This is a genomic window from Marisediminicola senii (genome assembly GCF_011057645.1).
GTDB classification, from domain to species: domain Bacteria; phylum Actinomycetota; class Actinomycetes; order Actinomycetales; family Microbacteriaceae; genus Marisediminicola; species Marisediminicola senii.
In genome coordinates, this window is record NZ_JAALGE010000009.1 from 53,231 (window position 1) to 67,014 (window position 13,784).

Below are 13,784 nucleotides of genomic sequence, written 5' to 3' on the forward strand. Positions count from 1 at the left end.
TGAATTCTGAAAGAGATCAGCCGCGCGTTCCTGAATTCTGAAGGGCCCGCCGCGTCCGACCCGGCGATCCGGACCGCGTCACCCGGCAGTAGCGCGGCAACGCGAGAACGGCGGCACCCGAGGGTGCCGCCGTCCGGTCGTGCGGGCGTTGGTTCGCCCTCGGGGTTACTTCTGGTGCGCGGCCTCGCGTCGGCGTCCGATCACGAGTGCTGCGGCTCCGAGTGCCAGCACTCCGCTGCCGAGCGCGAGCAGCAGGTCGGAGGTCTCCGTACCCGTCGCGGCGAGCTCGTTGGCCGGTGCTGCACCGGGCGCGGGAGCGACCGGAACCGTCGGGGCAGGGGCGACCGGAACCGTCGGCGCGGGAGCAGCCGGCTCCACCGGGGCTGCGACACCATTGACCGCGGACGTGTCGTTCGCGAGCGATGCCGTGGCGTACGCGATGGCGTTCGACATGATGTCGAGCGCCTCCGTGTTGATGTTCGAGATGTCATCACCGGCCGTGTGGTAGTTCTGGTCGTGCTGCTCGCCCACGACACCGCCGAACAGTGCGGCCTCATCGGCGGTCTTGATGTCGTCGGCTCCGGTGAACAGGCCCGATGCAGGAATATCATTCGCGATGAATGCGTCGTAGTCGCTTCGGCCATCGAACGCGGTGTCGATCCAGGGCTGCTCGACCGAGTCGAAGTAGTCGGTGAAGACGTCCTCGGTCGCGGTCGATCCCTCGGGAACGACGACGGGAGCCTCATAGGTCGACTGGTCGGCGTCGTAGACGCTGATCACATAGTTGGGTGACGCCACCATGTCGAAGTTGAGGTAGGTCGCGATCTGATCGATCTCCTCGGGGTCGTTGGCCAGCAGGTCATCGACGTAGTGCGCCGACCCGAGGAGTCCGATCTCCTCCGCTGCCCACCAGGCGAAGCGCACCTGGTTGTTGAGCTCGCCCTGTTCCGCCAGTTGTACTGCCGTCTCGAGGATGGCGGCGGAACCGCTGCCGTTATCGTTGATGCCCGCGCCTTCCGGCACGCCGTCGAGGTGAGCGCCGAGCATGACGGTGTTGTCGTCGCGTCCGGTGGTCGTCTCGGCGATCACGTTGAACGTGGGGATGGTCTCGACCTCCTCCTCGATACGGAGGGTAGCCTCCGGCGCGTTCACGAGGTCTGCGATGATCGCGGCTCCCGCGGCCTGCGTGATCCCGATCGTGGGAACGTACGCGGGGCCGATGTCGCCGAGCGTTCCGTTCAGCTCCGCTGGCTCATTGTTGTAGATGACGGCGCCGATGGCCCCGGCGGCTCCGGCGGCGATGGACTTCTCGCCGAAGCTGCAGGTGCCGCGGCTGACGACCGCGATCTTGCCGACGGCGTCGGCCCCGGCCCACGCGGCGGCGTCGCAGCCGAGCGGGTCGGTCGGTGCCACGAGTTCGGCGGTGATCGGGGTGGGACCGGTGACTGGCGTGTTCGACATCGGGATTCCGACGATGCCGTCCTGTCCCGTGACGGTGAAGTCGAAGTCGACGTCGCGAATGACGACGTCGAACGCCTGGCGGGAGGTCGTGTACCCCGCTTCGGCGAGCACCGACTCGATGTACGCGGCGCTGGCCTCGTACCCGGGGGTGCCCACTGCGCGGTTTCCGCCATTCGCGTCGGCGATGTCCTGGAAGGCCTCGAGGTGCTGCGTGATGCCTTCGACGGTCACCGCCTCGGCGAGGGTGTCGGGATCGGCGGCGGCTGCGCTCCCCGCAACCGCCGTTCCGAGGAAGATCGTGGCGACACCGAAGGTGCCGAGGATTGTGCGCCGTTGCTTCATGTATGCAGACCAATGTTCGAGTGGTGTTTGCTCAAAGCTAAGCTGCGCGCCCCCATCGGGGGTAGTACGAAACATGACCGTAACGCGATAATATCGTGTGCGTTTGCATGAGAATGCCCCGCGACCGGGATTCATCCCCGATTGTGCGCATGCGGCGCTCAGGTTTCTCGCCCCCGGGGCGAGAAGAATGTGGCCGCACAGCACCAGCCGCAGCCCAGAACACCGCCGCAGCGCGAGGAGACATCATGGGAACCCATACATCGCTGGACGACATCCGCCGCGCCCCATCGATCCTGCACGGCATCCACCTCGCCGACGAGCTAGCCGTCGCCGCCAGTCGCGACGGCGGCACCCGCGCCGTTCGCCTGCTCGCCGATGCCGCCCGCGATGGCAGCGACACCGTGGCATCCATCGCCGCGGTCCACGCCCTGGCACAGGTCTTCGACGAGAATGCGGATGCCGCGCTCACCGACCTGCTCGAACACGACGCGGCCTACGTGCGCGAGCACGCGGCCTGGGCGTTCGGCAGTCGCCTGCCACGGTTCGACGCGATCGCCGGCCTCGCATCCATGACGGCGAAAGGCGGGTTCGCGGGCATGCTCGCCGGGCGCACGCTCGAGCGGTGGGGTCGTTCGGCTCCCGACCACGTCGCGCTCAGCCTGGAGGGCATGCTCGCCGCGGCCACCGACCCGGCCGTGCGCGAACGCCTCGTTGAGATCACCGGGCTCATCCCGGCGCGCATCGCCACCCGCGTCATCCGCCGCATCGCCCTCGACCCCGCAGAACACGACGACACGCGGGCGGCCGCGATCGCGAGCATCGGCGACAGGGAACCGGATGACGCCGCGATCGCCATCGCGACCCAGCTCGCCTCCGCATCCGGCCCGCTCGCTGCCGTCGCTCGCCTCGCCCTGCTCGACCTCACGGTGCAGCCGTCGCCGACCGCGCGCTGGACCAGCGGCCTCACGGTCGCCCAGCTCTTCCTGCACGCCGACATCGACCGGGAGCTGTCGCAGGTGGGTGCCGGGGACAACGGCGGCATCGCGACCCTGCTACTGCGGCTCGGCGACGCGCTCGTCGACGCCGGCGGCCCGCACGACCGTGTCGGCCGGGTGCTGACCATGTCGCGGGGCGACCACGAGGCCGCCCTGGAGGCACTGCCCGCGGTCGGCTCCACCGCGGCCGGCCACATCCTCTCCACCGTGCCGTTCCTCGGCGCCGCGCCGTCGATGGCCGACGCCTGGACCCGCCGCGTCGCCGCCCAGCGCGGCATCCGACGGGTGCTGCGCTACGCCGGCCGGGTCGACGCCATCCACCTGCGCATGGCCGACGTCGGCAGCCTCGCGGCGAGCGCCGTCGCCAGCGAACTCGGGATCCCCACCGTGTTCACGGTCGCCCCCGACCCGCACGCGCTGATCCGCACGCTCGACGGAGCCGGAACGCTCACGCGGGAGAACTTCGGGCCCACCGACGAGACGGAGCACTTCTGGTTCCGGGTGCGCCTCGTGCAGCGGCTCGCCGCCGACTCCGGCCACAGCGTGCTCTTTCCCCGCCCCGACCTGCGCGAGACCATGCGCGACCTGGTCGGCATCGACATCACCGCACACCCGGAACGCCACTCGGTCGTCCCGGAGGGCATCGACCTCACGGTGATCGAGAAGTCGCGCGTCGACGCCATGACCGCGGTCGTCGACCCGACCGCCACTGACGGCTCATGCTCCGCCTTCGCCAGCCTCGACACCGCCATGGGCGCACTGCCCGAGCACCGCCGGCACCTGCCGATCGCGATCACGGTCGGGCGCATGCACACCGTCAAGGGCATGGCCGCCCTGGTCGAGGCGTGGCACGGCGACCCGCAGCTGCGCGAGCGGTGCAACCTGCTCATCGTCGGCGGCGACCTCGAGAACCCGAACACGAGCGAACGCGACCAGCTCGACCGCATCGCGCTCATCGTCGACCCCGCCGACGCCGCGGCGGCCGGGCTCGTCCTCGCCGGGCACCGCGGCAACGACACGGTCGGGCGCTGGCTGGCCGCCACCCGGTACGGCCGCCCCGGCGTCGCCGCACCGCACGGCGTCTACGTGTGCGCAAGCGTGAAGGAGGAGTTCGGCATCGCCGTGCTCGAGGCGATGGCGACGGGACTCACCGTCGTCGCGCCCATCGAGGGCGGGCCCTCCGGGTACGTCGACGACGGCGTGACCGGCTACCTGGTCGACACCACCGACCGCGCGGCACTCGCCACCGGCATCGGCAGGGCGCTCGACCTCGCGGCGGGCGCGGGCGGGTTCGACGCCGCCGAGGCGGCGTCGGCGATGGTGGCACGGCGCTTCGCCATCCAGACAATGGCCGACACGCTGGCCGGCATCTACGGTGAGGTGGCCCAGTCCGCACCGTTCGCCGGGCTGCCCACGACGGCCGGTTCGCCTGCCGCGGCATCCACTTCGTCATCATGGGCGCTGAGCGACTCATGACCCTGCTGATCATCGGCCCCGACTACGCATCGCACCTCTATCCGCTGGCCACCCTCGGCGCCCCGTGGCGCGAGCGTGGGGAGCGCGTCGTGGTGGCGAGCGGTCCCGCCACCGCCGGCATCGTCGAAGAGTTCGGCTTCGAGCGTATCGACCTGCGGCTCGGCCGCGGCTCGAACCCAGGGGTGATCCGGGCCGAGGACCAGCCGAAGGGCGAAGACGACACCCTGCGCGGGTTCTTCGACGCCACCCGGCGCGGCATGGTCGAGACCCTCGCGTTCCAGGCGCAGGCCCGCCTCGGCGACCTGCTGTGGAACCCGGTCGAGATCGCCCGCGAGGTGCAGCGCATCGTCGCCGAGGTACAGCCCACCGCCGTGATCGTCGACCACCTCGCGTTCAGCGCGCGCCTCGCGCTCATTGCCGGGGGCATCCGGCACGCCGACGTGGTGCTCGGCCACCCGTCCGCGCTGCCCGTGGGCGACGAGGTGTACGGGTTTCCGCCCGCTTGGCCGGCCGCGTTCACCCCGGATGCCGCTGAACTCGCACGCCTGCGCGAACTCTGCGATGCCGTGCGCGATGACTTCACCGCCTCGTGGAACGCCGCGCTCGCGGAGCTCGACCCCGCAGCGCCGCTGAGTTCAGACGCGTTCGGCGAGTCGGGCGACATCCTGCTGCTCAACTACCCGGCGGAGCTGCATCCACCCGCCCGCACCGCCCTGCTGCCGACGCACGCGTTCCTCGGGTCGGCGGTGCGCGCGGAGGCCGTCGACGCCGACGTCGAGCGCTGGATCGCGTCGAGCGAGCTGCCGATCGTGTACGTGAGCTTCGGCAGCTTTCTCTCGGTGCGCGGTGACGTGCTCGCCCTTGTCGCCGAGGCGCTGCGGGGGGTGCAGGTCTCCGGCCTGCCGGTGCGCGTCGCGATGGCGACCGGGTCGACCGACCCCGCCGATCTCGGCGACATTCCGGATGGATGGCTCGTGCGCGCGTTCCTGCCCCAGGTGCGGCTGCTCGCGGCCGCCGACCTCGGGGTGACGCACGGCGGAAACAACAGCGTCACCGAGGCGATGACCGAGGGCGTGCCCCTGGTCGTGCTGCCGTTCTCCACCGACCAGTTCGCGGGCGCCGCGGCCCTCGACGACGCCGGGTTCGCTGAATCGTTCGACCCGAACACGGTGACCGTGCCGCAGCTGCGTGCCGCGGCCGAGAGGCTCCTGGAAATGGAGAACGGCCACCGCGCCCGACTGGACGCGATGGCCGATGCCCTGCGTGGTGGTGCGGGGGCACGGAGGGCGTTTGACGCGTTCTCCGTACCACCCGTTCCGGTGGCCTGAGCCGGCTCGAGACCTGAGCCAGCCCGAGCCCTGAGCCTGAGCCGGCTCGAGGCCTGGGCCCTAGCCGGTCGCGGCGAGCTCGCCGCCGCCCGAACCCGACCCGGACCCGGTACCCGAACCGGACCCGGTACCCGACCCGGAACCCGTACCCGGTGCGGTGACCGGGGGTGCGGGCGTCGGGGTGGGGGTCGTCGGTTCGGCGGGAACGACCGGTGCGGCATCCGTCGTGATCGAATACGTCGTGGTGGAACCCGACACCTCGTTCGCGACGGCGAGCATCGGCGCCCCGGTGGGGGAGTCCTCCGCGGTGATGAAGCGGATGCCCTCGGTACCGAGGTCGCCCGCTCCGGCCAGTCCCTGCTCTTCCGCGGAGACGGAGAAGTCGCGGTTGTTGACGTAGCTCACGAAGGTGCTGTCGGCGGGGGTGGTGATGTCGAACACCGCGATGCCCCCGATGCGCTCGAAGCCGACGAACGCGTAGCTACGGCCGTCGATCTCGCCGACGGCGACCGCTTCGGGCTCCGGGCCCTTGTCGTCGCTGCGACCCTCGAGGTTCGACTCGGTGTGGTTCGAGTTGAAGAACTCGGGGCTCGCCTCGGCGGTGAGCTGCTCGAACGCGTCGGCGGAGTCCCACACCTGGGTGCCGTCGGTGTTCCAGATGCTGAACGAGCGCGACCCGAAGGTGTACAGCTCGGTGAAGCATCCGGCGGTCTCGTCGAACCCGTCGGCGGTGGTGACGTTGAGGCGGCCCAGCGCCTCGTCGGCGAGGAAGCCGTCGAGGTCGCTCGGCAGGCCGTCGACCCCGTAGACGTCGGCGAACGCGTCGGCGCATACCGGGCCTGGGCCGTCCTCGGCCAGGTCAGCCACCCGGGAGACCTCGGAGTAGGCGTCCCAGTCGCGCGAGTCGCCCTCGTTGGCGGTCACCAGGTAGGTCTGGCCGGCGGCCTCGTACGACTCGATGGTGTCGGGCATGGGGAACCCGAGTACCGGCCAGGTGCGGATGTCGATGGCATCGTCGCGGTCCGACGCGTCGAGCGGCACCTCCATGCGGTCGACAGTCCCGAGGTCGCGGATCGCGGTGACCGTCGCGGTGGCGAGGTCGACCTCGGCGATCGCGTTGGCCTCCTGCAGCGTCACCCACGCGGTCGCGGAGTCAGGGGAGACGGTCGCGTACTCCGGCTCGAGGTTCTCCGAGACGGGGAATTCGGGAGTGCCGGTTCCGGCATCCTCGCGGCCGCCGAAGATGCGCACGCCCTCGGGCAGGGTCGCGGTTCCCTCGGCCTCGAACGCGCGGAAGTCGGCGGTAGCGACGTCGTCCTGCGTCGGCAGCGCGACCGTGGCCGGAACGTCGATCACCGAGATGGTGCCCTCGGGGTCTGCGGCGTAGTCGGTGTCGGGTTCACCCTCGTTCGCGACGACGACGCGGGTGCCGTCGGGCGAGAAGGTGACCATATCGGGCAGGGCGCCGACGCTGACCGCGCCGAGCGCCGCGCCGTCGCCGGCCGCGTCGAAGAACACGATCCAGCCGTTGTCGGTCTTCGGGTCGGATTCGACCGCGACGGCACCGAGGCCGTCGGCGCGCACGGCAACCGAGTTGGCGACGGCCGCGTCGGGAATGGTCGAGCCGTCGGCGGCGACGATGCCGGTGGTCTGCAGGTCGAACAGCTTGGTGGGGGTGGATGCGTCGGCGACCGACAGCACCTCGACGCGGGCCGCGGCGGCATTGACCACCAGCAGGCGCTGCTCGGCCGGGTAGTGCGCCACGATCTCGGCTGCGCTCTGGTCGAACACTCCGGTGTCGTAGGTGCCGAGCGGCTCGAGGGTGAGCGCGGCGTCGGCAGCGTCGAGCACGATCGGCTCCGGCACGATCTGGGCCATGGCCGAGAAGGATGTTCCCGCGACGAGGAATGCACCTCCGACGACGGCAGCAATTGCGCGCGTGGCGCGGGGTCTTGTCGACAACACTGTTGTAGTCCTTTGCTGAGGGGGTGGGATCCCGACGGTATGGAGGCGAGGTGTCCTCGAGGTTGACGCCGGGTTAACGGGGGTCAGGCCGGGGAGGGAGCGCCAGCGGCCTCGCGTGCCGCGACGGTCGGTAGGATTGTCGGATTCGCCCCGGGAGTCAGGCTCTCCGGGGCGTATGCGTTAGGTGGGCGGCGGCGTGACACGAGGGAGGCAGCGCATGCGCGTGGCATCCGGTGTGGGTCGCCTGGTCGCCGCCGTCGTCGGTATTTGCGCGCTCGCCGCACACCTCGTCTACAGCCTCGGCTCGGGCGGTTCGGCGCTGCCCAACTTCTTCAGCTACTTCACCATGCAGAGCGCCATCCTCGCCGTGCTGCTCTGGGCCATCGGCGGGGTGCTCGCCCTCCGCCGCGCCACCGACCCCGAGTGGCTCGCGTCGTGCCGCCTGCTGGTGACCACGTACCAGGTGGTCTCCGGCATCGTCTACACGATCATCGTGCTCGAATCCGTCTCCCGGGGGCTGTCGATCCAGGTTCCCCCCTCGAGCCAGGTGCTGCATTACTGGATGCCGGCATTTGCGCTCCTCGACTGGCTGGGGTCACCGGGGCGAGGCCACATCCGCTGGCGGAGCCTGCGCACGGTGCTGGTGTTCCCGCTGGTCTGGGGCGGGTACACGCTGGTTCGCGGGTCGATGGTCGGCTGGTACCCGTACTTCTTCCTCGACCCGTTCCAGGTCAGCTGGCCGTGGGAGTTCACCGGCTACTGCGCCATCGTGCTCGCGTTCATCGTCGGCGTCGGCGCTCTGCTCGTGGCGGCCAGCCGCGTGCTGCCCCGGTACGCGGAAGACGGCGACGGGCGGCCGGGCGGGCGCGGGCGCAGCGATAGCGGCGTTGGCGAACGACCACCACGGCGCGGGACCGCACCCCAGCGAACGGCAGCGCTAGCGGGGGTCGACGGCGACGAACGGCTCGAGGCTGAGCCGGGCGCGCAGCACGACTTCGTCGTCGCTGAGGTCGGCGAGGGCGATGGCGCGCTCGCCACCCACGAGCCCCACCACGATCGGTGACCCGGTCGCCGGCTGGAGGTTGATCCACCGGGTGATGTCGAGGTCGCCGCCGAGCACGCTCCAGTGCACGGCGTCGGTGTTCCAGAACGCGTCGTCGAACCGCATCCAGATCGCGTCGACGGTGCCCATCTCGAGAGCCACGATCGCGAGGGTCTTCTCCAGCGGCAGCGCGGGGTCGAACGTGATGTCGCGGGCCTTGAGCACCCCGAGCGGCACGGTCACGATGGCGCGATCCACGGTCAGTGATTCCCCCGTGGCGAAGCGCAGGTTCACGCCCTGCTCGGAATGCGCGATCTCTGACACCGCGTTCGTCGGCCACACGTCGACGCCGTCGAGCTCGCTCTCGATGACCCGCTGGTAGCCGCCGGCGACGATGCGGTCGCCACCGCGGCCGCCCTCCTCGCCGAGCCCGAAGAAGGCCGAGATGTCGCCGGCGTCGGCACCGTAGTCCACGCCGACGGTGTCGCGCAGGTACCCGTCGACCCGGTCGCCGAGCGTCACGTCGGCCGCGTCGACTGGTGACGAGCCACCCGCGGTGACCGCCAGTTGCGGGTATGCCTCGAAGACGGCATGGGCGATGGATGCATCGCGCGGCCGATCGGACCACTGCGCGACCGCCGCCCGCACGGCCTCCTCGCCCTCGTCAGACAGTGGCACCTCCGCGCCGGTCGGGGTGCGCGCGGTCATCTCGCCCACGGTCGACAGCGTCAGGATGTCGAGGGCCTCGAACTGCTGCGCGAGAGCCGGGTCGGTCACGCTGTCGAAGCTCGCGGCGCCGAGTTCGACGGGGATCTTCCAGTCCGGGTCGTCGCGGGTGTCGATGCGGCCGCCCACGCGCTCGCGGGCCTCGAGCACCGTCACCTCGAAGCCCGCGTCGACGAGCATGCGTGCGGCTGCGGCACCCGCCATGCCGGCACCGATGATTGCGACGCGGTCGCCCTCGGCCGCGGCATCCATCAGCTCGGTCGCCGCCCGGATTCCGCTCGTCCTCGCGCCGGACACCGTGCCGGGCGACAGCGACGACGTGGCCTCGCCGGCGAAGAACAGTCGCCCGTCGACGGGCTGGGCCAGGATGTCGCGATGCTCGGGGCGCGCGCCCACCCCGAGGAAGCTGAACGCGCCGAGTGCGTACGGGTCGCTCGACCACGCCGAGCGGGAGACCCCGGCCGGGGCCGGAACGGTCTCGGACTCCGGGATGTCGGTGGGCTCGGGGGTGGGGGAGTCGCTGGGTGTCGGTTGCGGCGTCGGCGTGGTCGGCGTGCAGGCGGCCAGCGCGGCGAGGGTGGCGGCCGAGACCCCGGTGGCGAGGAAGGTTCGACGGAGCACGCGCCCTGCCTTCCCAGCCCCCGTGGTCGGCGGTGGCCATATCCCTGTCGATTCTCCCCTACCGGGGGCACGCGCTGCGATCCGGGGCGGGCTGCGGCGCGTCGGGTGACCGTAGAATTGCGCGGTGCGCACAGTCCAGGCAGTTCCCCACTGATGGCGCGCACGGGGGTGGGGGCACCCGGCGGCATGTGGAAGGGCGTCGGCAACACCGCGATCATCAAGGTGTTCGTGATGGGACTGTCCGGCCTCCTCGGGATCATCACCAGCCGCATGATCCTGCAGAACTTCGGCGTCGAGGCCTACGCGCAGTACGGCCTGCTGGCGAGCCTCCCCGCGCTGCTGCCGTTCGCCGACCTGGGTATCGCGGCGGTGGTTCTGAATGCGATTGCCGGGTCGGACGATCCCCGTCGCGATGAGAACGTGCGTCGCACAATCACGACGGCCTTTCGCATCCTGCTGGTATCGGGACCGGTGATCGTGCTGGTGGCCGTCGTGATCTCGCTGCTCGGGCTGTGGCCGACCCTGCTCGGTAACGGCCTGATTGCGGGCGGCGAGACCACGGCGCTGGTCTGCGCGGTGATCTTCGGCCTCGCCCTGCCGTTGACGGTCGGGCAACGCATTCTCGTGGGGTCGAGCCGCACGGTGACGCAGATCGCCACGCAGACCATCGTCGCACCGTTCATCCTGATCAGCGTCAGCCTTCTCGTCGCCTTCGGGGTTCCCGCGGGCGGCTACCTCGCCGTGCTGTCCTATGTCGCTGCGGCGCTCGTGTCAGTGCTGTGCCTGACCATCGCATCCCGCATCATCCGCCCCCAGGTCGGGCTTGCCGTGCGGGACATTCCACGGCTGCGCTCGGTCAGGGGTGTGCCCGTCATTGCGCTCGCCGGCCCGATGCTGGCGCAGATGCTCATCCTGCCGCTCGCGTTGCAGACCGACAGGCTGCTGCTCAGCCACCTCACGACAGGTGATGAGCTCGCCCAGTACAACCTCGCCTTCCAGCTGTTCGGCATCGCCCTGCAGACCATCACCGCCGCCGGGGTCGCGCTGTGGCCGATCTACGCGCGAGCGAGGGCGCAGGCCGAAGTTAAGTCTCCCGTGGGGCCGGCTCTCGTGTTCCTCGCGGCGGGCCTCGCGCTGGGGGGCACCATGGCGCTGCTCTCTCCATGGCTCGTGCAGTTCGTGTCCGACGGAAAGCTCCGCCTCGACCTCGCCCTGGTTCTCGGTTTCGTCGCCTATGTCGGCGTGCAGGCGGCGAAGTACCCGCTGGGCATGTACATGACGGATGCCCGCGGCCTCAAGTTCCAGGTGCTGCCGATCCTTCTCATGCTGCCCGTGAACATCACTCTGTCGTGGTCGCTCATCGGCACGCTCGGTGCGGCCGGCCCCGTCATCGCAGCGACCATCTCCACGTTCCTCTTCCAGGTGCTGCCGTGCTACTGGTACGTACGCCGCGACCTCCGTGTTCGCCGCGCCCGCCTATGACGCACGATTGTTCCTCGAGGTCGCACCGCACCGGGCGCCGAGCGGCGCAGTCTCCTAGGGTGGCATTCTCTAGGGTGTAGCAGCGCGGCAGTCCAGCAGCGCGATGGCGCATGAGAACGGGGAACGGGGTGTTCGAGCGATGACGACGTCAGACCGACTCGACGCGCTGCGCCGCGACACCCGCGACACCCGCCGCGCTCTCCGCGGCCGCCCGGATGCTGCCCAGACCGCACCCACCCAGACCTCACCCACCCGGGGCCGCACCACCTCCGACCCGCGCCGCACCGTGCTGCTCGTCGCGGTGGGCATCGCCCTGCTGCTCGTCGGCATGCGCATCGAGATCGCCCTCGGCCTCAAGGTCGGCACCGTCGCGGCCATGGCTGCGGCGCCGGCCTGGCTCCCCGTGCTCGCGCGGTTCAGGGGCGCGCGCATCTTCATGGCCGCGGGGCTGCTCGCGATGCTCTCCGGGGTGTGGCTCACCGAGCTGTCGTCGGTCGACCACACCGTCACCACGAGCCTGCTCATCGGCAACATCTTCCTCATCGTCGAGCTGCTCTCCGGGGTCGGCCTGATCCTGTGGGCGCGGCAGCTGATGTCCGACGCGCGCATCGCCATCTGGTTCGGCGTCGGCCTGCTCCTCGGGGTCAACGCCGACGCTGCCCTCTACGCCGAGAGCCCGTGGAAGTTCGGGTTCTCCACCGGGGCCACCGTCGTACTGCTGGGCATCGCGCAGGCGAGGGGCAGCCGCTGGCTCGAGATCGCCGCCCTGGTCGTGCTGATCGCGGCATCCGCCGTCTCCGACGCCCGCTCCTCGTTCGCGATCCTGGTGCTCGCCCTCGTGCTCACCGTCTGGCAACTGCGCCCGTCTCGCCCGTCGCGCCGCGTCTCGGCGATCTGGTTCGTGCTCTCGGCGGCGGTGGTCGTGATCATCGTCTACAACGTCGGGCAGGCGTTGATCCTCGACGGATACCTGGGGGATGCCGCCCGCGAGCGTTCCGTCGAGCAGATCGACGCCTCGGGGTCGCTCATCCTCGGGGGGAGGCCCGAACTTGCGGCGACCGTGGCCCTGATGCTCTACCAGCCGTGGGGCTTCGGGGCAGGGATCGTGCCCACGCTCAGCGACATCACCGCGGCGAAGACCGGCATGGCCGCGATCGGGTATGCCCCCAACAACGGCTACGTCGAGGGCTACATGTTCGGCTACCGGTTCGAGCTGCACTCGGTCATCGGTGACCTGTGGGCCAACTTCGGCATTCCGGGCCTGGCCTTCGCGGCCGTGATGCTCGTGCTCATCGGCGTGACCCTGGCCCGTGGCATCCCCTCGAGCGTGATCAGCGCGCTGGTGCTCTACCTCGCCGTGCGGGGCGGGTGGAACCTGCTGTTCGGCCCGCTGTACGGGTCGGTGCCGCTACTCATCCTGCTATTCGGCCTGCTGCTGGTGCGCCGGGGCGAGACGGTGGGCGAACTGCCGTACGGCAGGCGGAGGGTCAGACCTCCTCGGCGATGATCCGCTCGGCCTGCGCCATCGTCGCGGGATGCGAGAGCAGGTCGAGGGCACGGCGCAGCGCGGTGCTCGAAGTGTGGACGGTGTACGGAAAGTAGACGACCTCGACGCCGACGGCCGCGAACTGTTCCTCGAGTCGCCGACCCTTCTCGGTGCCGCGCCAGTCGTCACCCTTGAAGAACACGTCGAAGCGCACCTCGCGCCAAGTGTCCATCTTGTCGGGCAGCGTCTCGGCAATGGCCTCGTCGACGAAGCCGATGTGGCTCACGATCTCGAGGCGCTCGGCGAGCGGCACGACCGGGGTGATGCCCTTGTTGAGGACGAGCATCTCGTCGGAGACCACGCCGGCGATCAGGTAGTCGCACTGGCTCTTGGCATGCCGGAGGATGTTCAGGTGGCCGACATGGAACAGGTCGAATGCTCCTGCGGCGTAACCGACGCGACGCGTCATAGTTCTACCTTTCGCTCGGGTGCCCCAACCCGTCGTCGCCGTAACGGCGCGAGGCTCTCAGGATATAGTCCGGCGCTGCCGACCGTCGCCACCGGGGCGCGCGGCGGCGATATCGCGCGGCGGCGATCAGCCGATGGCGGCCATCGCGGCGGCGAGGCGGTCGATCGCCTGCTCGACCGAGACGAGGGTCGCGCGGTGCTGCCGGGCACCGAGCAGGTGTCCGTCGACGATGTCGATGGACGGCGTCGCCGGGCCGGCCACGAACCGGCGCCACAGGCCGGCCGGGGCTTCGCTCGCGCGGGGGAGCAGCCCGCGTGCCCCGTCGAGCGACTGCACCCAGGCGAGGTGCCGGTCGGCGCCCGGGCGGGGCGCGGGCTCGGCTCCCGCGCCC

Annotated in this window: 9 protein-coding genes and 1 pseudogene; 5 read left to right on the plus strand and 5 right to left on the minus strand. The window is 70.5% G+C overall.

Annotated elements, in window-relative coordinates:
• Positions 1-165: 165 nt before the first annotated feature.
• A complete protein-coding gene (locus G5S38_RS05580; RefSeq protein WP_201276593.1) occupies positions 166-1,803 on the minus strand; it encodes a M20/M25/M40 family metallo-hydrolase in 1,638 nt (545 codons plus the stop codon).
• Positions 1,804-2,048: 245 nt separating this feature from the next.
• Here G5S38_RS05580 and G5S38_RS05585 point away from each other — a divergent pair, with 245 nt between their 5' ends.
• Together G5S38_RS05585 and G5S38_RS05590 are read left to right on the plus strand one after the other, a co-directional pair.
• A complete protein-coding gene (locus tag G5S38_RS05585; protein ID WP_165065591.1) occupies positions 2,049-4,274 on the plus strand; it encodes a glycosyltransferase in 2,226 nt (741 codons plus the stop codon).
• Entirely contained in the window at positions 4,271-5,602 is a 1,332-nt protein-coding gene (locus G5S38_RS05590; protein WP_165065621.1) for a nucleotide disphospho-sugar-binding domain-containing protein, read from the plus strand. Before G5S38_RS05585 ends, G5S38_RS05590 begins: the two co-directional genes overlap by 4 nt.
• A 60-nt stretch (positions 5,603-5,662) precedes the next feature.
• On the opposite strand, the gene G5S38_RS05595 is transcribed toward G5S38_RS05590, so the two are convergent.
• Positions 5,663-7,567 (minus strand): choice-of-anchor I family protein, encoded by a 1,905-nt coding sequence (locus tag G5S38_RS05595; protein ID WP_328796291.1) that lies wholly within the window; start codon positions 7,565-7,567, stop codon positions 5,663-5,665.
• A gap of 217 nt (positions 7,568-7,784) precedes the next feature.
• Here G5S38_RS05595 and G5S38_RS15645 point away from each other — a divergent pair.
• Positions 7,785-8,378: pseudogene (locus G5S38_RS15645) on the plus strand (Pr6Pr family membrane protein); the annotation flags it as partial.
• Between the two features lie 126 nt (positions 8,379-8,504).
• Here the strand turns inward: G5S38_RS15645 and G5S38_RS05600 are convergent.
• Positions 8,505-9,956: a flavin monoamine oxidase family protein gene (locus G5S38_RS05600; RefSeq protein WP_165065594.1), complete on the minus strand. Its 1,452-nt coding sequence runs from the start codon at positions 9,954-9,956 to the stop codon at positions 8,505-8,507.
• Positions 9,957-10,109: 153 nt separating this feature from the next.
• On the opposite strand from G5S38_RS05600, the gene G5S38_RS05605 reads away from it, so the two are divergent.
• Together G5S38_RS05605 and G5S38_RS05610 are read left to right on the plus strand one after the other, a co-directional pair.
• Complete coding sequence (locus G5S38_RS05605) at positions 10,110-11,438, plus strand: lipopolysaccharide biosynthesis protein (RefSeq protein ID WP_165065597.1); 1,329 nt, start codon at positions 10,110-10,112, stop codon at positions 11,436-11,438.
• A 139-nt stretch (positions 11,439-11,577) separates the two neighbouring features.
• Positions 11,578-12,945 (plus strand): O-antigen ligase family protein, encoded by a 1,368-nt coding sequence (locus G5S38_RS05610; RefSeq protein ID WP_165065600.1) that lies wholly within the window; start codon positions 11,578-11,580, stop codon positions 12,943-12,945.
• On the opposite strand, the gene G5S38_RS05615 is transcribed toward G5S38_RS05610, so the two are convergent.
• Positions 12,926-13,393, minus strand: a complete 468-nt coding sequence (locus G5S38_RS05615) for an adenylyltransferase/cytidyltransferase family protein (protein ID WP_165065603.1) — start codon at positions 13,391-13,393, stop codon at positions 12,926-12,928. The genes G5S38_RS05610 and G5S38_RS05615 overlap by 20 nt on opposite strands.
• 126 nt (positions 13,394-13,519) lie before the next feature.
• A partial coding sequence (locus G5S38_RS05620) for a hypothetical protein (RefSeq protein ID WP_165065606.1) occupies positions 13,520-13,784 on the minus strand: 265 nt, incomplete at its 5' end.

Excerpts from the sequence above, each read along its gene's own strand:
- G5S38_RS05580 (WP_201276593.1), bottom strand. The coding sequence starts at position 1,803 with ATGAAGCAACGGCGCACAATCCTCGGCACCTTCGGTGTCGCCACGATC.
- G5S38_RS05585 (WP_165065591.1), top strand. The coding sequence starts at position 2,049 with ATGGGAACCCATACATCGCTGGACGACATCCGCCGCGCCCCATCGATC.
- G5S38_RS05590 (WP_165065621.1), top strand. The coding sequence starts at position 4,271 with ATGACCCTGCTGATCATCGGCCCCGACTACGCATCGCACCTCTATCCG.
- G5S38_RS05605 (WP_165065597.1), top strand. The coding sequence starts at position 10,110 with ATGGCGCGCACGGGGGTGGGGGCACCCGGCGGCATGTGGAAGGGCGTC.
- G5S38_RS05610 (WP_165065600.1), top strand. The coding sequence starts at position 11,578 with ATGACGACGTCAGACCGACTCGACGCGCTGCGCCGCGACACCCGCGAC.
- G5S38_RS05615 (WP_165065603.1), bottom strand. The coding sequence starts at position 13,393 with ATGACGCGTCGCGTCGGTTACGCCGCAGGAGCATTCGACCTGTTCCAT.